General features: G+C 70.3%; 18 protein-coding genes. 11 read left to right on the top strand and 7 right to left on the bottom strand.

Annotation, left to right across the window (positions count from 1 at the left end; translation table 11 throughout):
• Nucleotides 1–57 precede the first annotated feature (57 nt).
• Nucleotides 58–1,125 carry an LLM class flavin-dependent oxidoreductase gene (locus ACFP2T_RS46985; RefSeq protein ID WP_377434321.1) on the bottom strand — a complete coding sequence of 356 codons (1,068 nt, stop codon included), beginning with the start codon at nucleotides 1,123–1,125 and terminating at the stop codon, nucleotides 58–60.
• A gap of 231 nt (nucleotides 1,126–1,356) precedes the next feature.
• Between ACFP2T_RS46985 and ACFP2T_RS46980 the strand changes: the two genes are divergently transcribed.
• Both ACFP2T_RS46980 and ACFP2T_RS46975 read left to right on the top strand, forming a co-directional pair.
• Nucleotides 1,357–2,388 (top strand): aldo/keto reductase, encoded by a 1,032-nt coding sequence (locus tag ACFP2T_RS46980; protein WP_377434318.1) that lies wholly within the window; start codon nucleotides 1,357–1,359, stop codon nucleotides 2,386–2,388.
• Nucleotides 2,389–2,423: 35 nt separating this feature from the next.
• A complete protein-coding gene (locus ACFP2T_RS46975; protein WP_377434317.1) occupies nucleotides 2,424–3,221 on the top strand; it encodes an NADPH-dependent oxidoreductase in 798 nt (265 codons plus the stop codon).
• 47 nt (nucleotides 3,222–3,268) lie between these two features.
• On the opposite strand, the gene ACFP2T_RS46970 is transcribed toward ACFP2T_RS46975, so the two are convergent.
• Together ACFP2T_RS46970 and ACFP2T_RS46965 are read right to left on the bottom strand one after the other, a co-directional pair.
• Nucleotides 3,269–3,943 (bottom strand): response regulator, encoded by a 675-nt coding sequence (locus ACFP2T_RS46970; protein ID WP_377434315.1) that lies wholly within the window; start codon nucleotides 3,941–3,943, stop codon nucleotides 3,269–3,271.
• Nucleotides 3,940–5,100, bottom strand: coding sequence for a sensor histidine kinase (locus ACFP2T_RS46965; RefSeq protein WP_377434312.1), 1,161 nt, complete (start codon nucleotides 5,098–5,100; stop codon nucleotides 3,940–3,942). The genes ACFP2T_RS46970 and ACFP2T_RS46965 overlap by 4 nt, the downstream gene beginning before the upstream one ends.
• Before the next feature lie 400 nt (nucleotides 5,101–5,500).
• Here ACFP2T_RS46965 and ACFP2T_RS46960 point away from each other — a divergent pair, with 400 nt between their 5' ends.
• The 3 genes from ACFP2T_RS46960 (at nucleotide 5,501) to ACFP2T_RS46950 (ending at nucleotide 9,230) form a co-directional block, all read left to right on the top strand.
• The gene (locus tag ACFP2T_RS46960) at nucleotides 5,501–5,968 is read left to right on the top strand and encodes an anthrone oxygenase family protein (RefSeq protein ID WP_377434309.1); all 468 of its coding nucleotides are present in this window, start codon (nucleotides 5,501–5,503) and stop codon (nucleotides 5,966–5,968) included.
• Nucleotides 5,968–8,067: an MMPL family transporter gene (locus tag ACFP2T_RS46955; RefSeq protein WP_377434307.1), complete on the top strand. Its 2,100-nt coding sequence runs from the start codon at nucleotides 5,968–5,970 to the stop codon at nucleotides 8,065–8,067. Before ACFP2T_RS46960 ends, ACFP2T_RS46955 begins: the two co-directional genes overlap by 1 nt.
• Nucleotides 8,068–8,519: 452 nt before the next feature.
• A complete protein-coding gene (locus ACFP2T_RS46950) occupies nucleotides 8,520–9,230 on the top strand; it encodes a DUF998 domain-containing protein (RefSeq protein WP_377434305.1) in 711 nt (236 codons plus the stop codon).
• On the opposite strand, the gene ACFP2T_RS46945 is transcribed toward ACFP2T_RS46950, so the two are convergent.
• A complete protein-coding gene (locus tag ACFP2T_RS46945; protein ID WP_377434303.1) occupies nucleotides 9,217–9,849 on the bottom strand; it encodes a hypothetical protein in 633 nt (210 codons plus the stop codon). The two genes, ACFP2T_RS46950 and ACFP2T_RS46945, sit on opposite strands and share 14 nt — an antisense overlap.
• A gap of 206 nt (nucleotides 9,850–10,055) precedes the next feature.
• Here ACFP2T_RS46945 and ACFP2T_RS46940 point away from each other — a divergent pair, with 206 nt between their 5' ends.
• The gene (locus ACFP2T_RS46940; protein ID WP_377434301.1) at nucleotides 10,056–11,456 is read left to right on the top strand and encodes an alpha/beta fold hydrolase; all 1,401 of its coding nucleotides are present in this window, start codon (nucleotides 10,056–10,058) and stop codon (nucleotides 11,454–11,456) included.
• A 10-nt stretch (nucleotides 11,457–11,466) separates the two neighbouring features.
• Nucleotides 11,467–12,156 (top strand): TetR/AcrR family transcriptional regulator, encoded by a 690-nt coding sequence (locus ACFP2T_RS46935; protein ID WP_377434298.1) that lies wholly within the window; start codon nucleotides 11,467–11,469, stop codon nucleotides 12,154–12,156.
• An 83-nt stretch (nucleotides 12,157–12,239) separates the two neighbouring features.
• Here ACFP2T_RS46935 and ACFP2T_RS46930 read toward each other — a convergent pair whose 3' ends face one another.
• Entirely contained in the window at nucleotides 12,240–12,842 is a 603-nt protein-coding gene (locus ACFP2T_RS46930; RefSeq protein WP_377434295.1) for a TetR/AcrR family transcriptional regulator, read from the bottom strand.
• 84 nt (nucleotides 12,843–12,926) lie between these two features.
• Here ACFP2T_RS46930 and ACFP2T_RS46925 point away from each other — a divergent pair, with 84 nt between their 5' ends.
• A complete protein-coding gene (locus tag ACFP2T_RS46925) occupies nucleotides 12,927–13,358 on the top strand; it encodes a nuclear transport factor 2 family protein (protein WP_377434293.1) in 432 nt (143 codons plus the stop codon).
• Nucleotides 13,351–13,596 carry a hypothetical protein gene (locus tag ACFP2T_RS46920; protein WP_377434290.1) on the top strand — a complete coding sequence of 82 codons (246 nt, stop codon included), beginning with the start codon at nucleotides 13,351–13,353 and terminating at the stop codon, nucleotides 13,594–13,596. The genes ACFP2T_RS46925 and ACFP2T_RS46920 overlap by 8 nt, the downstream gene beginning before the upstream one ends.
• Here the strand turns inward: ACFP2T_RS46920 and ACFP2T_RS46915 are convergent.
• A complete protein-coding gene (locus tag ACFP2T_RS46915; protein WP_377434287.1) occupies nucleotides 13,565–14,185 on the bottom strand; it encodes a CGNR zinc finger domain-containing protein in 621 nt (206 codons plus the stop codon). The genes ACFP2T_RS46920 and ACFP2T_RS46915 overlap by 32 nt on opposite strands.
• A 90-nt stretch (nucleotides 14,186–14,275) precedes the next feature.
• Between ACFP2T_RS46915 and ACFP2T_RS46910 the strand changes: the two genes are divergently transcribed.
• Nucleotides 14,276–15,496 (top strand): MFS transporter, encoded by a 1,221-nt coding sequence (locus ACFP2T_RS46910; protein WP_377434284.1) that lies wholly within the window; start codon nucleotides 14,276–14,278, stop codon nucleotides 15,494–15,496.
• Between the two features lie 457 nt (nucleotides 15,497–15,953).
• Nucleotides 15,954–18,101: an RNA polymerase recycling motor ATPase HelR gene (helR, locus tag ACFP2T_RS46905; RefSeq protein ID WP_377434348.1), complete on the top strand. Its 2,148-nt coding sequence runs from the start codon at nucleotides 15,954–15,956 to the stop codon at nucleotides 18,099–18,101.
• A gap of 59 nt (nucleotides 18,102–18,160) precedes the next feature.
• Here the strand turns inward: helR and ACFP2T_RS46900 are convergent, their stop codons facing one another.
• Entirely contained in the window at nucleotides 18,161–19,450 is a 1,290-nt protein-coding gene (locus ACFP2T_RS46900; protein ID WP_377434282.1) for an FAD-dependent oxidoreductase, read from the bottom strand.
• Nucleotides 19,451–19,512 lie beyond the last annotated feature (62 nt).

Raw genomic sequence — 19,512 nt, 5'->3', positions numbered from 1 at the left:
AGGTCGTCGGCTCGCGGATCGAAGCTGGGGGGACGAAAGTCCCTGCCGGGCCTGGCGCTATCCGCGCAGCAGTGGAAGCAGCTGGTCGCCCTGGCGCCTGATCTCCGGCAGGTACGGGGTGTCGGAGAGGACGAAGTGGGTGATGCCCAGGTCCTGGTACCGGCGCAGCGACCTCGCCACGTCCTGGGCCGAGCCGACCAGCCAGGTGGTGCCGGCGCCGCCCCCGCCGAACCTGCCCGGGGTGGTGTAGAGGTTGTCGTCGAGCACCTCACCTCGGGCGGCCAGGTCGAGCAGCCGCTGCTGACCGACGGCGGCCCGGCGGAGCGGATCCGGCGGGATGCTGCCGGCCCTGCCCTTCGCCATCTCGGCGACCTTGGCCTCGGCGTCGGCCCAGGCCTGTTCCGTGGTGTCCCGGACCAGGGTGGTGACCCGCAACCCGAACTCCAGCGGGGCGTGCTCGCGTCCGAGCTCATCGCCGAGTTTCCTGAGCCGTTCGATCCGCTCGCGGACACCGTCCAGCGGTTCGCCCCAGAAGAGCTGTACGTCGGCCTCGGTGGCCGCCACCCGCTCGGCGGCGTCCGAGGCACCACCGAAGTAGAGCCGGGGATGCCGGCGGTCGCCCAGGACGACCGTCCGTTGCGCCACTGTGGAGTCGGTGACCCGGAAGTGCTCGCCGTGGTAGGTGACGTTCTCCTGCGTCCACAGCCTGCGCACGATCTGGAGGAACTCCCTGGTACGGGCGTAACGGTGCGCCTGGTCGCCCTCGCTGTCGCCGTACGCCGCCAGGTTGTCCCGCCCCGAGACGATGTTGACCAGCACCCGTCCGCGACTGAGGTGGTCCAGGGTCGCGGCGGCGGAGGCGAAGTTGGCCGGATGCCAGTAGCCGGGCCGGATCGCGATCAACGGCTGGAAGGTCGTGGTCCGCGCGGCGAGGGCGGTGGCCACGGTGAGGGTGTCGGGCCGCCCCCAACCGGTGCCGAGCAGCGCACCACCCCAGCCGTGCTCCTCCAGGGCCCTGGCGTGGTCGGTGAGCGTCTCCAGGCTGTTGTGGTCCACGACGACGGCGTCGCCGCGGTGACCGGGCTGGACCTGGTTCGGGATGTACCAGAGGTACTCGGAACTCATTGACGGACCCTCCTTGTTCCCTCGGCGTGCAGGGCACGCGCCGGCTGTCGTTGCCAGGCGGCCACGCCGGATCGAGATCCGTGGTTCGGATCACAGCGGTAACCTATGAAGCCTATCGGTATAGTAGAGATTATGATCGGTCCGCTCCTCCGCCACAAGCGCGAGATCGCCTTCACACGGAGGACCGGGCCCCCCGACGTCGTCCCCCAACGCCTGGGAGAGTTACCACCCATGAGCTACGGCGCTTTCGAGAAAGTCCATGCGGCGGCCGAGGACCGGTACGAGAGGTTGGCGTACCGACGCGCCGGGAAATCCGGCCTCGACCTGCCGGCGCTCTCCTTCGGCCTCTGGCAGAAGTTCGGCGCCGACTACTCGTACGAGGTCCAGCGCGAGATCGTGCTGCACGCCTTCGACCTGGGCATCAGCCACTTCGACAACGCCGACCGGTACGGCCCGCCGCACCGTGCCGCGCAGCAGCTCTTCGGCAGGGTGCTGGCGAAGGACCTGGCGCCGTACCGGGACGAGCTGATCTTGTCGACCAAGGCCGGCAACCCGATCGGCCCCAGCCCCTACCTGCGGGGCGGCTCGCGCAAGTCGCTGCTCACCTCGCTGGAGCACAGCCTGCGCGACCTGGGCACCGATTACGTCGACATCTTCTACAGCCACCGCCCCGATCCGACGACGCCGCTGGAGGAGACCGTCGGTGCCCTGGTCAGTGCCGTGCAACAGGGCAAGGCGCTCTACGTCGGCGTCTCCAACTACAGCCCGGAGCAGACGCGCGACGCGGCCGAGCTGCTGCGCGGGGCGGGGGTGCCGCTGTTGGTGCACCAGCCGAGGTACTCGATCTTCGACCGTCGCCCGGAGCAGGACGGACTGCTCAAGCTGGCCGCCGAGGACGGCTTCGGCCTGGTCGTCTACTCGCCGCTGGCGCAGGGCCTGCTGACGGACAAGTACCTCGACGGCATCCCGGCTGACGCCCGGGCGCGGAACAGCCAGTTCCTCTCACCCGACGTCATCGACGACACCTATCGACTGCGGGCCGCCGCGCTCAACCGGATCGCCGAGGAGCGCGGCCAGTCGCTGGCCCAGTTGGCGTTGCAGTGGGTGTTGCGGCAACCGCAGGTGACCTCGGCGCTCATCGGCGCTAGCTCGACGCGGCAACTGGACCACAACGTCAGGGCGCTCGACTTCCCGCCGCTGCTGCCGGAGGAGCTGGCGATGATCGACGAGCACGGCGTACACGGGACCGGGTGGAAGCCGTGACCGGGCCGGCCGGTGCCGGACGGTACGGTGGCCTGATGTCCGTTGCCGCCCGCTACGGCGACCCCGACGCGACTCTCGCCGTGCTCAACGACGTACTCAGCCTGCAACTCGCGCATCGTTCGGTGCGCAAGTTCGGCCCCCGCGAGGTGACCGACGACGAGCTGACCGCGCTGGTCGCGGCGGCGCAGTCCGCGCCGACCTCCTCCAACCTCCAGGCGTGGAGCGTGGTGGCGGTACGCGACCCTCAGCGCAAGGCGCGGCTGGCCACGCTCGCCGGCGACCAGGCATTCATCAGGCAGGCGCCCCTGCTGCTGGTCTGGGTGGCCGACCTCGGTCGGGCCCGCCGGCTGGCCCGACGGGCCGGCCGGGAGGTCGCCGCCGCGGACTACCTGGAGAGCACCATCATCGGCTTCGTCGACACCGCGCTGGCTGCCCAGAACGCCGTGCTGGCCGCAGCGTCGCTCGGCCTGGGCTCGGTGTTCGTCGGCGCGTTCCGCAACCATCCCGAGCAGGTCGCGGCCGAGCTGGGACTGCCGCCACACACGGTGGCGACCTTCGGCCTGGCCGTCGGCACCCCGGATCCGACCGAGCACGCCGGGATCAAGCCACGCCTGCCGCAGGGCGCGGTGCTGCACCGCGAGCGGTATGACGCCGACGCCGCCGACGCGCACATCAGCACGTACGACGGACGGCTCGCCGCCTACAACACCCGGTTCGGGCTGCGGAGCAACTGGAGCGGCCGGGTGCTTGACCGGCTCAGGGGTCCGGAGTCGATGGCGGGACGGCACCGGCTACGCGGCACGCTGGAGCGTCTGGGCCTGCCCTCGTTGTGAACCCTCGACGCCCGGCGGAACAGCCCGGCGAAGCCCGATAACCGGTCCTACGGCGCCTGGTGCGGGTTCGTCGGGGTGACGAGGCCGGACTCGTAGGCGAGCACGACAAGTTGGGCGCGGTCGCGGGCGTGGAGTTTGGTCATCGCCCGGCTGATGTGTGTCTTCGCGGTCGCCAGGCTGATCACCATCTGCGCGGCGATCTCGTCGTTGGACAGGCCACGGGCGGCCAGCGCCACCACCTCGCGTTCCCGGTTGGTCAGGATCTCCAGTGCCGTCGAGAGGTCGCGCTGCGGCGGACGGGAGACGTACTCGTCGATCAGCCGGCGGGTGATGGTGGGTGAGAGCAGCGCATCTCCCCGGGCGGCGACCCGTACGCCGTGCAGCAGGTCCTCCGGCTCGGTGTCCTTGACGAGGAACCCGCCGGCTCCGGCCCGTAGCGCCGTGTAGACGTACTCGTCGAGGCCGTAGTTGGTCAGCATCACCACGTGCACCCCGGACAGGCGCGGGTCGGCGGCGATCTGCCGGGTCGCCTGGATGCCGTCGAGAACGGGCATCTGGATGTCGATCAGTGCCACGTCTGGCAGGTGCGTCACGGCGAGCGCGACCGCCTGGCTGCCGTTCGCCGCCTCGGCCACCACCTCGATGTCGTCCTCGGCGTTCAACAACGCGCGGAACCCGGCGCGGATCAGTGCCTGGTCGTCGGCGAGCAGCACCCTGATCACGAGTCCACCCCGAGCGGCAGTTCGGCCCGGACCCCGAAGCCCCCACCGTCTCGCGGGCCGACGTGCAGCGATCCGCCGAGGGCGGTCACCCGTTCCCGCATCCCGACCAGCCCCACCCCCGGCACGACGGACGCGCCACCGCCGTCGGCGACGGTGCCGCGTCCGTCGTCGTCGACCCGTACCGCCAGGGCGTCGTCGCGGTAGTCGAGTTCGACCGCCACGGTCGCCGCCCCGGCGTGCCGGGTGACGTTGGTGAGCGCCTCCTGGATGATCCGGTAGGCGGCACGGTCGACCGGGGCGGGCAGCGGACGCTGGTCGCCACCGACCTTCACCACCACCGGGAGGCCGGCCTTCCGGGCGCCCTCGACAAGGTTCGCCAACCGGTCCAGCCCGCTGCCGGGTTGGTCGCCGTCGCTGCGCAACACCTCCAGGGTCGCCCGTAGTTCCCGGGTCGCCTCGCCGCTGGCCTGCTGGATGGCGAGCAGCGCCTCGGGGACCGGCTCGTCGCGCTTGCGGGCCAGGTGTACGGCGACACCGGCCTGCACCTTGATGATCGAGATGCTGTGCGTGAGCGAGTCGTGCAGTTCCCGGGCGATCCGCAGCCGTTCCTCGTCGGCCCGGCGTCGGGCGGTCTCCTCCCGGGTCCGTTCGGCATCGGCCGCGCGCTGTTCCACCTGTTCCAGATACGCCTGCCGCTGCCGGGCCACCTCGGCGGCCACGCTGGCGGCGACCATCCAGCCGATGAGCAGGAACCACCGCTGGAAGGCGTCGGGGGCCGCCTGACCGCCGCTGGAGAGGACGACTTCGGCGGTGAAGCCTCCGACCAGGATGGCCCCGATGGCGGTGCCGGCGAGCCGACGGTGCCCGGCCTGCACCGTGGCGTACAGGGCGAACATCGTCGGCACCGCGGGGACGACTCCGGGATAGCCGCGCGCCTGATAGACCAGCAGGCAGACCGTGGTGATCCCGAGGACGAGTCTGGGCGTCCGCCGACGTACCGCCAACGCCGTCGCCGAGAGCACCAGCAGCAGACAGCCGGCCGCGTCGAGCGGAATCCGGCCGGGCTGCGCGGTCGCGGCGCCGAGCAGCACCAGTACGGCGACGCCGAAGGCCACCAGCCAGTCGCGCGACCCTCCGCGCCAACCATCGTCGCGCATGGTCGAAACGGTAGACGATCATCGGGGATCCCGCGTCGGGCGGAGGTTGTAGTCCGCCGCTACCGCCCGGGGCGTACCTACGGCCCGGGCTACGCCGCCGTCGGCAGCCGCGATTGTCGTCCCTGGCCCGACGACCTCGACCCCCGCGCGGCGGCATCGTCACTACTCGCAACGTCGGTATCGCGGGGACGGCGCTCGGCTCGGGCATCGGCCTCGTTCCCCGGCCCCGTTCCGTCAGCCCAGTGAAAGCGGGTAACCCATGAGCAACTCCGTCGACCGCACGCCCGCCCCCGGCGGTGGCCCCGGTGCGCGTGTCGAACCTGAACCTGGACCCGGACCCGAGGTAGTCCCGGCGGAGGGCCGCAGAGGCGCCTGGATACGCACGCTCCGGACGCTCGCGTTGCTCTCCACCGGCCTGCTGGCGGGAACGTTCTGCTACGGCGCGGTCAACGTCGTGCAGGCGTTCAGGGCCGTACCGCTCGACGTACGGCTGACATTCCACGCGGCGCTGATGAGGATGAACGGTCCCGTCATGCAGTCGGCGATGGCGGTGGCGGTACTCAGCACACTCGTGCTCGCCATCCTGCTCCGTTCCACGCCACGACGGCTCGCCGGCACCGCAAGCGCGCTGGTGGTGACCACCTTCCTGGTCACCCGGTTCGGAAACGTTCCGATCAACGGCCAGATCAAGATGTGGCTGGCCACCTCGGTTCCGGCCGACCACGCGGAGATCCTGCGGCGCTGGGAGCTGCTGAACTATGTCCGAACCGGCACCGCGCTCGCCGCGTTCGTCCTGCTGCTGGCCCTCGTCGACCGGGCCCTCGCCCGCCGGGGCGGCGCCGGCGCCGGGGCCGGAGGAGCCGCCTGATGCCGTCGACCATCCACTCCGGCCGAAGGTCCTTCGTCGGGCTGGTCGCCGGTCGGCGTACCAGGTGGGTGGTGTTGGGGTTCTGGCTGGTCGCCGCCGTCGCGGCGGCGGGCCTGGCTGGCCGGTTGGGGTCGGTGCAGCGTGACGACGCGGCGGCCTCGCTGCCGGCGGACGCCGAGTCCACCCGGGTGGTACGGCTCCAGCCGTCGGCCGCCGAGGCCGACACGCTGCCGGCGGTCGTGGTCTACGAGCGGCCCGGCGGACTCGACTCCGACGACCGGGCCAAGCTGGAGGCCGACGTGCGGGTCTTCGGCCAGCGTCCCGATCTCGGTGGTGGCGTCGCCGGGCCGACCCTGAGCGCCGACGGCACCGCCGCGCAGATCGTGCTGCCCCTCGACCTCGGCCCGGACGCGTTCGCGCGGGTCGGCGCCGCCGTCGCGACGATAAGGCAGGTCGCGCGGGCGGACGCGGCCGGAATGACGGTGCACGTCGCGGGGCCGGCGGGATCGCTCGCCGACCAGAGTGCGGCGGTCGGTGGGATCGACACCCGGCTGCTGCTGGCCACCGTCGCCGTCGTGATCGTGATCCTGCTGGTCACCTATCGCAGCCCGGTGCTGTGGCTGCTGCCGGTGCTGTCCGCCGGGCTGGCGCTGATCGCCGCGCAGGCGGTCGTGTACCTGCTCGCCCGGTACGCCCAGTTGACCGTGACCGCCGACAGCAGCGCGATCCTGACCATCCTCGTCTTCGGCGCGGCCACCGACTACGCGCTGCTGATCGTCGCCCGGTACCGGGAGGAACTGCACCGGCACCGGGATCGACACGACGCGATGGCGGTGGCGCTGCGGCGGTCCGCTCCGGCGATCATCGCCAGCGCCGGTACGGCGGCAGCGGCGATGCTGTGCCTGCTGCTGGCCGACCTCAACTCGACCCGGGGTCTCGGCCCGGTGCTGGCCATCGGCGTCCTGACCGGGCTGGTGGTGATGCTGACCGCGTTTCCCGCACTGTTGGTCACTACCGGTCGCTGGGTCTTCTGGCCGGCCCGTCCCCGGTACGGATCGACCGCGCCGGGCGCCGCCGGCAGGTGGACCCGGATCGGCCGGAACATCGCCCGGCGGCCCCGCCTGACCTGGCTGGCGACCACGTTCGCGCTCGGCGCGATGGCGCTCGGCATCGTCCAACTCGACGCGACCGGGCTGAACAACCAGGAGTCGTTCCGGGGCAGCCACGACTCGGTCCTCGGGGCCCAGGTGCTGGCCCGGCACTTCGCCGCCGGTGTCGGAACCCCGATCGTGGTCGTCAGCCGGGCCGACCGCGTCGACGAGGTACGCGCGGCGGTGCTCGGGACCCGGGGCGTCGACGCCTCTTCGGTGACGTCGGGCGCCATCCGCGGCGGCCGCGCACACCTGGAGGCGATCCTCACCGATCCGGCTGACAGTCAGGCCGCGTACGACACCGTGGACCGGGTACGCGCGGCGGTACATGCCGTACCGCAGGCCGACGCCCTGGTCGGCGGCGACACCGCGGTCCAGCTCGACATCCAGCGCGCCGCGCGAGCCGACCGGAACCTTATCGTCCCGATCGTGTTCGCGGTGGTGTTCGCGATCCTGGTACTGCTGCTGCGGTCCCTGGTGGCTCCGCTGCTGCTCGTCGGGACGGTGGTGCTGTCCTTCGGCGCCGCCCTCGGGGCGAGCGTCCTGGTGTTCCGGCACGTCTTCGGCTTCACCGGGGAGGACAGTTCGCTTCCGCTCTACCTGTTCGTGTTCCTCGTCGCGCTCGGCGTCGACTACAACATCTTCCTGATGACCCGGGTACGCGAGGAGGCCGCCCGACTGGGCACCCGACCCGCGACGGTGCTGGGGCTCGCCACGACCGGAGCCGTGATCACCTCGGCCGGTCTGGTCCTCGCCGGCACCTTCGCCGTGCTCACGACACTGCCGTTGACCATGATCGTCCAGCTCGGCTTCGCGGTGGCGTTCGGCATTCTCCTGGACACCATCGTCGTGCGGTCCGTACTGGTTCCCGCGCTCAGCCTGGATGTCGGACGGTACCTGTGGTGGCCGAGCCGGCTGCGCCACGAACCGGCGGAACCAGCGTGGTGACCGCGACCACGCTCGCTCATTCCTCGATCATTGTCCGTAACTTTCGGACGCTTTCGGAGGGGTTTCGGCGCTGCCGCGAGCCATTACTGCCTGGCCATTGGGCGACAGCATGAGGGATGGCATCATATGGATGAACTTGAATGGCTCGAAACTTTTCCGTAACGTCAGGATCGTCAAGGCCGCACGGAACGGGCCTCCCAGGCGACGCGCGGCATCGACTCCTGCTCACGCACAGCGGCCGACTACCGCGCACGCGGTACATCTCCGGCACCTGCGGCATCCGCGGCAGCCCGGGTGAGCCACGCGCGGCAGCGCAGAGTGTCTGCGGCTGCGGGACGACCAGCGACGGCCCGGCCGACATGATCGGGTGACATCCAAATCGGACCGCGGGACGTATGAGAGCACCTCGGGCCGGTCCGATCTGTGCTTGCGACGGACGTGCAGGAGACGCAATGGCGAACAATGTGGTGGAACGGCCGGCACCGGCCCCGGTGGGTTCGGCACGCACGACCCGTGCGCTGTTGGCATGCGGCGTCGTGGGCGGTCCGGTGTACGTGGCGGTGACGCTGACCCAGGCGCTGAGCCGCGACGGCTTCGATCCGAGGGTGCACCGCTTCAACGTGCTGACCACCGGTGACCTCGGCTGGATCCACAAGTCGAACATGCTGCTGGTCGGGGTGCTGACGGTGCTGTTCGCGGTCGGTGTGGGCCGGGTGTTGCGGACGGGCCGGGGTGCGGTGTGGGGGCCACGGCTACTCGGGCTGAACGGGGTGGCCTACATCGTCGGCGGGGTGTTCACAGCGGACCCGGTGGCCGGCTTCCCGCCCGGTACCGCGCCGGAGATGGTGCAGACCACCTGGCAGGGGGCCGTCCAGAACGCCTCACGGGGGGCCGGCTCACTCGTCCTCATCGCGGCGAGCCTGATGATCGCGGCGTGGTTCGCCGCGGCGGAACGCCTGGATGGGGCCTGGTTCTACGGGGCCGCCATCCCCATGGTCTTCGTGGTCCTGACCGCCGTCGGCTTCGCCATCGGCGGCAACCCCACCGCCCCGGCCTTCCTCGTGGCGCCGTGGATCTGGATCACGGCACTGGCCGCACACCTGTACCGACGTGAGGCAGCGCGACGTGATGACACCCCAGCCGGCAGGCTCAATACTGCATGACGCAGTAGACGACCGTCGGATGCGTGAACTTGTACCAGCGGTTCCACTTGCGGTCTCGCGTGCATCGGTTGCCGTTGGAGGCGCCCGGGACTATGTCGATGACATGAACCGTGCCCTTCGCCTTGCACTTCGGCGCGTGGACGACCCAGCCCTTGTCCTTTGGGAACTTGTAACAGAAATAGCGCACCAGGTGGTGCTCCAGACAGAGCCGATATCCGTTTACCGTGATGTACGGGGCACCGGCGTCGGCGCAGGGGCGCTGGTCATAATCGGCTGACACCACCTGGTAGGTGCCGCTGGTGCCATTGCAGTTGCCGATCCCGAGAAAGTTCCCCTCGGTGTCCACGCCGATGCACTGCCCGATCCGGGCCGGCGCCGGTGGCGGCGGTGGTGGCGTGGTCGTGGGAACCACCTCGGGCGGCGAGTAGGTGCTTCCGGCGGCGACCTGCGGGCCTCCGTCTTTCCTGTTGTTGTTGATCGCCACGCCCACCACCGCGACCCCGCAGACTCCGACCAGGCACAGGGCGAGGAGTCCACCGACCAGTCCGATGATGAGCGGCCCGTTGCTTTTCGGTGGCACCGGTGGCGGCACGGTCATGCCGGGTCGCGGTGGGGGCACGCCAGGATAGCCAGGCAGACCCGGCGGTGGAGGCGACGTCACGCGACGAGTCTCACATACGTCGTCGACAGACTACCAACCCCCCGTCTGTCCATGTCGGACTCACGCACTCGCGAACGGGATGACCCTTCGCTCTATTTCCTATACGCCGTAGCACTACTATACGGTGTAGCCCTACGCCACGTGAAGGCTTGGAGACTCCGCCCATGTACGGACTTGACGGCCCCGCACTGCTACTCATGCCGCTGCTCTGGCTGATCGCCGGTGTCCGACCGACGCGATGGCTGTGTGCGGTGGCGCTCGCGGTCGACGCCGTGTTCCTGGTGGAGGTGCTCGGCGATCTCGCCTGGTTCCTCGACCACGACAAGCGGTGGCTGCACGTCGCGCTGACGGTGCTGCCCGCCGCGGCGGTCTGTGTCTGGACGCTGCCCCGGCTGGGCAGCACGCGGGACTCCTGGCGACCATCCCGGGCAGGGCCGGTCGTGCCGGCGGGAAGCGCCGCCCTCTGCGCCGTGCTGAACCTCTACCTCGCCGTCGTACCGCACGAGCGGATCACGCCCGGCGTGCTCGCCGCTCCGCTCCTCCCCGCCGCCGCGCTGCTCGCGGTGATCGTGCTGCTGCGCCGCCGTGACCGCCCGCGAGGACGCCTCGCGCGGGTCACCGTCGGAATCGGCATGGCACTCGTCCTGGTAGTGGCCCTCGCAGTCGCCGCCATCACCACCAGCACCGTCACCGGGTACGACGCGAACGACGTCGCCGAGGCCCGGAGCCGGGCCGAGCGCGTCCCGGCCCGCACGGGGAGGGTCAGCACCGAAGGCGACGATCTCTACTTCGAGGTACGGGGATCAGGCCCGCCCCTGCTGATGATCGGCGGGGCCCAGGGCGATGCGGCCTTCTACACCTATCCGGCGGCACTACTCGCCGACGAGTTCCAGGTCATCACCTACGACCGGCGGGGCCACTCGCGCAGTACCCGCAACGTGACCGACTTCGACATCTCCCAGCAGGCCCGCGACGCGCTCGCCGTGCTCCGGGCGACCGGACACGATACGGCCACCATCTTCGGCAACAGCGCGGGCGCGATCATCGCCCTCGAACTGGCCGCCCGCCACCCCCGGGCGGTAACCGCCGTCATCGCGCACGAACCGCCGATGGTCGCCTTCGGGCCGGACCGCAGGTCCCTCGCGTTCTTCGACGCCATCGGTCGCACGTCGCGCCTCTTCGGCGCCGAGGCAGGCATGTTCATGTTCTCCGTGCCGGTGGGCCTCCCCTTCGCCGCCTACGGCAGCATCCCGGCCGACTTCAGCGCACGTACGGCGGAGAGCCAGGCCTACTTCGTCGAACACGAGATGCAGGACTTCGTCCACTACGTGCCCGATCTCGTGGCGCTCAAGGCCGGCAAAATGCCCATCGTCCCGGCGGTCGGCATGACCACGCAGGCCACCAACAGGTACTACGGCCAGCCCGCCGGTACTCTCGCCGAGCGTCTCGACGTACCACTGGTGGTCTTTCCCGGTCATCACATGTCGTACTTCGACCTGCCACGGTCGTGGACCGAAGCGCTCCGCGTCACGCTCCACCGCACCGCGAGCGTGGCGGGACGTTAATCTCGACGGCATGACACGGCGCCCCAACAGCGGGAATCCACTCGGTACCGATGCCGAGGGCCGGCCCGTTCGCCGGGCGCTCACCCGCGAGTACATCATCCGTACGGCGCTGGCGGTGCTCGACCGCGACGGCGTCGAGGGGCTCTCGATGCGCAAACTCGCCGCCGAGCTGGGCGTCAACCCGATGGCGTTCTACCACCACCTGCCCAACAAGTCCGCGCTCTTCGACGGGGTCGTCGAGGCCGTCCTCGGCGAAGTCACCGTCGGCCTCGACGCCCTGAACCCGGAAGACACCTGGCGCGAGCAGCTTGCCAGCCTCATGCGCCAGTTCCGTACCGTGCTGCGTCAGCATCCCAACGTGCTGCTGGTCCTGGCGACCCGGCCCACGTACGCGCCATCGCTGATGGCTTTCGGCGACCGCACGATCGGGCTGCTGCGCGACGCCGGATTCACCGAGCACGACCTGCTCATCATGATCAGTTCACTGCGCTCGTACACGATCGGGCAGCTCCTCGTCGAGGTCGGCCAGCCCGTCGGGGGCCCGACCACCGACCCGGACAAGGCCGTCGCGCTCATCGCGGGCTATCCCAACCTGGCCAAGGCCATCGCCGGCGGCTACGACCCCGACGCCCACTACGAACTCACCCTGCAAGCCATGCTGGACGGCTTCGAGCAGCGGTTAGGCCGCCGGAAGAAGTGAGCGGCGCTTCGGACAGTGCGCCGCACACGTCCGCGTAGCAATGTGCGGATGTCGCGCCCATCGTCGGATGTCCGGCAGGACGCTCAGCCGTCGACGGCTGGCTGGTTGGTCGACGGCGGTGTTTGCGCCGTGGCCAGTGTCCGGAAGCACGGCCGAAGCAGGTCGATGATCTGGTCGGGCGAGGCGTCGGCGAGTCGGCCGAGTCGAAGCAGGTAGCGCTCGATGATCACGCCGTGGACGATCGCGCTGAGCAGGCTGGCACGCAGTTCGGCGTCGGCGGTGGGGATCGCGGCGGTGATCTGGCTGAGCTGGGGCTCGCCCGCGGCCCGGTACCGGTTGGCGGCGTCGGTGTTGGTGAGCATGGACCGCAGGACGGCAAGCGAGGCCACCGGCTCGCTGTCCAGGCGCTTGGCCAGCGAGGTGAGCAACGCCTCGGCCACCTGGTCGGCGGTACCGCTGGGCAGCTCGTCGGCGGGCAGGCTTGCCGCGCGCGCGAAGAGCTCGTCCTTGGTACCGAAGTAGTGCATGACGAGGCCGGCGTCGACACCGGCCGCCTTGGCCACGGCCCGGATCGTGGTGCGGTCGTAGCCGAGTTCGGCGAACATCTGGCGGGCCGCGGCGAGAATGCTCTCCTCGGTCTGGCGCCGTTGCTGGGCCCGGGTCGGTCTGGCGTTCGGGTCGGTCACCCTGCTCATTCTACGGTCGTTGACAGACGTGATCGTTCGTTCTACGGTCGTTCAATCAACGCGCGTTCAATGAAAGGGGAGGCGATGACCATCACGTCACGGGAGATCGTCGAGCGGATGCTCCGAGCGGGCCGCGAACTGGATATCGAGACGTTCCTGGGGTTGATGGCACCCGACGGGTACCTCGAGTGGCCGTTCCGGCCGCCGGGCGTGCCCGCGCGGGTGCAGGGCCACACGGAGATCCGCAGGCATCTGACCGGGGCGGCCAGAGCGTTCATCAGGTTCGACGAGTACCGCGACGTCGTGGTGCACGAGACCATCGACCCGGAAGTCATCATCGTGGAGTACGAAGCGCACGGAACCGTCGTCACGACTGGCGCGCCGTTCCAGCAGATGGTCATCGCCGTATTCCGGGTCCGGAATGGTCAGATCCTGTCGTACCGCGACTACATCAACCCACTGCCTCTGGTCGAGGCGCTCCCCGACATGACAAGCCCCGCCCGGGCCGGTGCGTAGGCACGCGGTCGGATACCAGTGGAGCACCTGGTACTGGCTGATCGGCAGCCCGGTGCTCGGTCCTGTGCTCGGGTTCTCCGGCGCGCTGATCCGGCGGCGCGGTCCAGTCGGAACGCTCTCCCGTCTACTTGTCCCGGCCGGTGCGGCACTCCACATGGTGCTACTGCCTCCGCCGCCCGACAGCTCGCTCAGCGACGAACTGGCGCTCACCGCCTCGCGCGCGTGCGTCGTGCAGTGACGTAACGCCGGATCTTCTCGGCGGTTCCGCAGTCGTCCATGCTGCACCAGCGGCGACTGCGGTTCTTACTCTCGTCGTTGAAGATGAAGCGACAGCCTCCGCATCCCTTGATCCGGTCCAGCGCGCCCGTGGTGAGGAGCTGGACCGCCGCGTGCACCACCGGCCATAGGGGCCGGGCAAGCGTGTGGTCATCGCGCCAGGTCCACGCGAACGTGCTTCCTTGATCGAGCCGTGCGTGGCCGAGCGCGTCCACTTCGTCGTCTCGCAGCCGGGCCAGTACGGACGCGCTCGGGCGTCGCCGGGCGGCCAGCGCCCGGAACACCTCGTCGAGATCGTCGCGAGTGCGCAGTGATCGCGCGAAAGCGGCGTCGGCGCCGCCCGGATCGTCGCGAGACAGCCGGCGTAACGCCGCCGCTTCCGCCTCGGTGAGGGCACCCGCGTACACGCCCCAGGCGACCAGTTCGGGATAACCCGTGAGCACGTCGTCGTCCGGTGCGCCGACGGGTGGACCAACGCGGGTGTTGACGAAGTCCAGGGCGAGGTTGCCGCCCACCAGACGCATCCGCGTGACGTCCTCGACTGTTTCCATCGAAACCCACTTTACCAGTTGCCCCGGGTCGGCGGCGCCGCTAGCCTGTTGCCATCATAGCTAATTTAGACGGTAACAATGGAGGGTCGGATGGGAAGCAAGCGGGCGATAGGAGCGCTGATCGGCTTGTCCGGCGGGACGTTCCTCTACACCACCGCCGAGGCGCTGCCGATCGGGCTGCTGCTACCGATGGCTGTGGACCTGGCCGTAGCACCGTCGCAAGTGGGCATGCTCGTCACCGCGTACGGCGCAGTGGTGATGGTCACCTCGGTCCCATTGACGGCGCTGGTCCGGAGAGTCCCTCGCCGACGGCTGCTGTCGGCGCTCTTGGCAGGGTTCATCGTCAGCAACGCGATCACGGTGCTCGCGAACTCGTTCGCGCTGATGCTGGCGGCAAGGATGGCGACTGCGGCGACCCACGCGTTGTTCTGGGCGGTGGTGGTGCCGGCCGCGGCCGAAATGTTCCGGCCCGCACTGCGCGGGCGGGTGGTCGCGGTCGTGTTCGCCGGCGGCACCGTCGCCCTGGCCCTCGGCGTGCCCGCAGGCACCTGGCTGGGCGAGCGCGCCGGCTGGCACGCGTCGTTCCTGGCGGTGGCCGGGCTCGGCACGATCGTGCTCGTCGTGGTGGCCTCGCTGCTGCCGTCGACGCGGCCCGAAGCGGGACATGCCGCCCGTGGCGCGACGCCCGACGTCCGCCGGTTCTGGCTGCTGGTGGCGGTGGCCGTCGTGGCGACCGCCGGTGCCATTGCCGCCTACACCTATGTCGCCCTCTTCGTCACCGAGGTCAGCGGGTTCGCCGCCTCGTCGGTCGGGGGCATCCTGTTCATGCGCGGCGTCGCAAGCGTGCTCGGCATCCTCGCCATCGGCGCGGTGGTGGACCGCAGCCCGTGGCTCGCCCTGGTCGCGACCGTCGCGCTGCAGTCGGTGGCCCTGCTCGGGCTCTCCGCGTTCGGCCAAAGGCCGACAGTGGCCGTCGGGCTGATCGCACTGGCCGGACTGGCGTTCGCCGCGTTCACCGCAGCGCTCGGTGGCCTCGTGCTACAGGTGGCACCTGGGCGCTCCGACCTCGCCGCCGCCACGGTCTCCGCCGCTGTCAACGTCGGCATCACCGGTGGCGCCTTCGTCGGTGGCCTGGCCCTGCCGAGCCAGGGCGTGCACAGCACGGTGCTGATCGGCGCCCTGCTCGGCGTCGTCGCTCTGGTGCTGGCTCTCGGCGAACGACTCATCCGGCCCACGGCCGGCTCACCGGAACGAGCGCAGCTGCCCCCGCTCGTCCCGACCGGCGGACGACCCGCTGCACAGCACGGCTGAGCTGCGCCGGTCCAATCTGCGTGCATTTGGCGACACGAGTCCTACCGACGCCTCTGTGCCAATGGTGGATCCTCCCGGGCCGACGGTACCGCCGCACGCGGCGCGGCTGCGCAGAGAGGTCGCACGGCAGAGAGGTCGCACGGTTTCGCAGGGAGGCCGTCCATCGAGCGGACGATTAGCGGGAGTGGAGTGCCCAGCCCCCTCCACTCCTAACATATAGCAGACCAGGGGGCTTGCGGCAAGACCCAGGTCGTGCCGCAGAATCGTCGGCCGAGGCCAGAAGGACCGGAGAAGCGAGACCCTGCACAACCTGGTGACCTGAACCGACAGCGGCCGCGGGGTCCGCGTCAGCGAAGTGTGCCCGTCATGGCCAGCGGGTTGGTCACGTCGCGGTACCCGCCTTCCTGCACGCAAGGGTCACCAGTGACCTCAGATCGGAGCCGATGAGTTGAATCCCCTGACGACGAGCGCCTTTGACCTTCCCGAGTGCCTCTCCCCCAAGGCCGACCCGGCGCTGATCGCCCGCGACGAGCAGCACTTCGCGGCCATCGCCGATTGCCTCGAGCAGATGCTCACCGACCTGTCCGACCGTCTCGACGACGCGCGCAAGGCGGCCGGCGGCATGGGCCGGCAGGCGCTGGACCGGGACCAGGAGGTCCACCGACTGACCGCCCGCCTGCGTACCCTGCGCCGCTACGGTCTGGACCTGTGCCTCGGGCACATGGTCGGCGCCGACAACCCCGAGCCCGTGTACGTCGGACGGCTCGGCCTCACCGACAGCGCGGGCCGCCGGCTGCTGGTCGACTGGCGCTCCCCCGCGGCGGAGCCGTTCTTCGGCGCAACCCACGCCAACCCGATGGGTCTGACGAGCCGCCGCAGGTATCGCTGGACCCTCGGCCGGATCACCGACTACTGGGACGAGGTGTTCACTCCGGACGGGTTCACCGGGCACGCCGTCGCGCTCGACGACCAGTCCGCCTTCATCGCCAGCCTGGGCGGCAACCGGTCGAGCCGGATGCGGGACGTGCTCGGGACGATCCAGGCCGACCAGGACGCCATCATCCGGGCGGGATCCCGCGGCGCTCTCGTGGTCGACGGCGGTCCGGGTACGGGGAAGACCGTCGTCGCTCTGCACCGCACCGCCTACCTCCTCTACTCCGACCCTCGTCTCGGTCACCGCCGGGGCGGCGTGCTGTTCGTCGGTCCGCACCAGCCCTACCTGGCCTACGTCGCCGACGTCCTCCCCAGCCTCGGGGAGGACGACGTGCAGACCTGCACCCTGCGGGACCTCGTCGCCGAGGGAGCGGCGGCAGCGATCGAGAGCGACCCGGACGTGGCCCTGCTGAAGTCGTCCGCGGACCTGGTGAAGGCGATCGAGACGGCCGTCGGGTTCTACGAGGAGCCGCCCACCAAGGGGATGGCGGTCGCGACCGACTGGTCCGACATCTGGCTGAGCGTCGACGACTGGGCCGAGGCGTTCGAAGCACCAGAACCCGGTACCCCGCACAACGAGGCACGCGACCAGATCTGGGAGGCACTGCTCACGATCCTGGTGGACAAGTACGACGGCGACGAATCGCCTGACCTGCTCCGCAGTTCGCTGCGGCGGAACAAGGAGCTGCGTACGGCCTGCGACCGCGCGTGGCCGCTGCTCGACGCGGCCGACCTCGTCGGGGATCTGTGGTCGGTACCCGCCTACCTGCGCAAGTGCGCTCCCTGGCTCAGGCCCGACGACGCCCGGAAGCTGCGGCGCGCAGACGCCCAGGCCTGGACGGTCTCCGACCTGCCGCTCCTGGACGCGGCACGACAGCGGCTCGGCGATGCGGAGGCGTCACGACGTCAGCGCCGGCACGACGCCGCTGTCGCGGTCCAACGCGAACGCATGGCCACGGTCGTCGACGACCTGATCGAGGCCCATACCTATGACGACGGCGAAGGCGTGCTGATCATGCTGCGCGGACAGGACATGCGGGACGCCCTGGTCGACGAGACCGCGCTGCCCGGCACCGACCCGGACCTGCTCGCCGGCCCATTCGCGCACATCGTCGTGGACGAGGCTCAGGAACTGACCGACGCTGAGTGGCAGATGCTGTTGCTCCGCTGCCCGTCCCGGAGCTTCACCATCGTCGGGGACCGTGCCCAGGCCAGGCACGGGTTCACGGAGTCGTGGCAGGAACGGCTCGAGCGGATCGGGCTCGACCGGATCAACCTGGCCTCCCTGAGCATCAACTACCGGACGCCGGAAGAGGTCATGGCGGAAGCCGAGCCGGTGATCCGGGCCGTGCTCCCGGACGCCAACGTTCCCACCTCCATCCGCCGCAGCGACGTCCCCGTCGTACACGGATCCGCTGCGGAACTGGACTCGGTCCTCGACACCTGGCTCGCTGCCCACGCCGACGGGATCGCCTGTGTCATCGGCGATCCCACATTCCCGGCGACGCCCCGGGTCCGGTCGCTGACCCCGGAACTGTCGAAGGGGCTGGAGTTCGACCTGGTCGTCCTCATCGACCCAGAGGCATTCGGCAAGGGCATCGAAGGAGCAGTCGACCGCTACGTCGCGATGACCCGAGCGACCCAGCAACTCGTCATCCTCAGGAGGTCCTGACAACGCGATCGCCGCCTGATGCTCAGTTCGGTGGCCGGCGGCTCGGTGTCCGGCATCGGTCAGCTGCCGCAGCAGCCGCCACCTGCGGCGATGGTGTCGTCACCGATGACCGGGTTGCTGTTGCAGACTCCGGTCTCGGGCAGGTCGAGCTGGACGTCGCGGGCCGCCGTCCAGTCGCCGCGAAGGGCGGCGACGACGGAACGCGCCTGCTCGTAACCGGTGGCCATCAGAAACGTCGGGGCGCGGCCGTAGCTCTTGACCCCGATCGCGTAGAAGCCGGGTTCGGGGTGGCTGAGTTCGTCGACGCCGTGCGGCGGCACGGTGCCGCAGGAGTGTTCGTTGGGGTCGATCAGCGGGGCGAGGGCCCGGGTGGAGCCCATGATCGGGTCCAGGTCGAGACGCAGTTCGGTGGCGATGGAGTGGTCGGGCCGGAAGCCGGTCGCCGACACGATCCGGTCCACCGTCACCGTCCGGGTCCCGTCCGACACCGCTACTGCGCCGCCGGCTGCCAGGGCGAGGTGGTGCACGGAGAAGCCGGTGATCAGGTCGATGCGGCCGGCTTCGACGTGTTCGCGTAGCCGGGTACCGAGAGCCCCGCGGGCCGGTAGGGCGTCGGCGGTCTCGCCGCCGTAGGTGCGGGTCGGGCTGCTGGCCCGGATCGCCCAGCTGACCTTCGTCGTGGGTACCTGCTCGGCGAGCTCGGCCAGGGCGAGGAGGGTGTTCGCGGCGGAGTGGCCGGCACCGACGACCAGGACCCGCTGGCCGGCGAACCGGTCACGGTCGGCGCCGAGCACATCGGGCAGCGCGTGCTCGACGGCTTCCGCGGCGGTGGCTTCTCCGTGGGCGGGGATGCCGGCGGCCCCGAGCACGTTGGGTGTGCTCCAGGTGCCGGAGGCGTCGATGACCGCGCGGGCGGGCAGGTCCTCGCCGGACGCGAGCCGGACCAGGAACGGCGTCGCCTCTCGCCCGGCGGTGCGGAGCCGGTCCAGGCCGAGACGGGTCACGGCGCGCACTCGTGCCCCGTACCTGATGTTCGGCTTCACCGCGGGCAGGTCCGCCAGCGGTCGCAGGTAGTCCGTGACGAGTTCGCCACCGGTGGGCAGGACGTCGGGATCGGGTTCGACCCAGCCCGCGTCGCGCAACAGTCGGGCGGCGGCCCGGTCGACGTTGTACCGCCACGGCGAGAAGAGCCGGACGTGTCCCCACTGGGCGACGGCTGCGGCGGGGCCGTCACCGGCCTCCAGAACGGTGAACGGCAGCCCGCGCTCGTGCAGGTGGGCGGCGGCGGCCAGGCCCACCGGGCCGGCACCGATCACGACTACGGGCAGGTCTTCCAGGCGGTCGCTCATGACGACTCCTTTATCGTGAAAGTACTCGAAATAGCAGGTCGGGCGGTGCCATTGCCCTGATC

Origin of the sequence: Plantactinospora solaniradicis, from assembly GCF_042658085.1 — a bacterium.
In the GTDB taxonomy this organism is placed as follows: Bacteria; Actinomycetota; Actinomycetes; order Mycobacteriales; family Micromonosporaceae; genus Plantactinospora; species Plantactinospora solaniradicis.
This window is presented reverse-complemented; position numbering and strand designations above follow the sequence as displayed.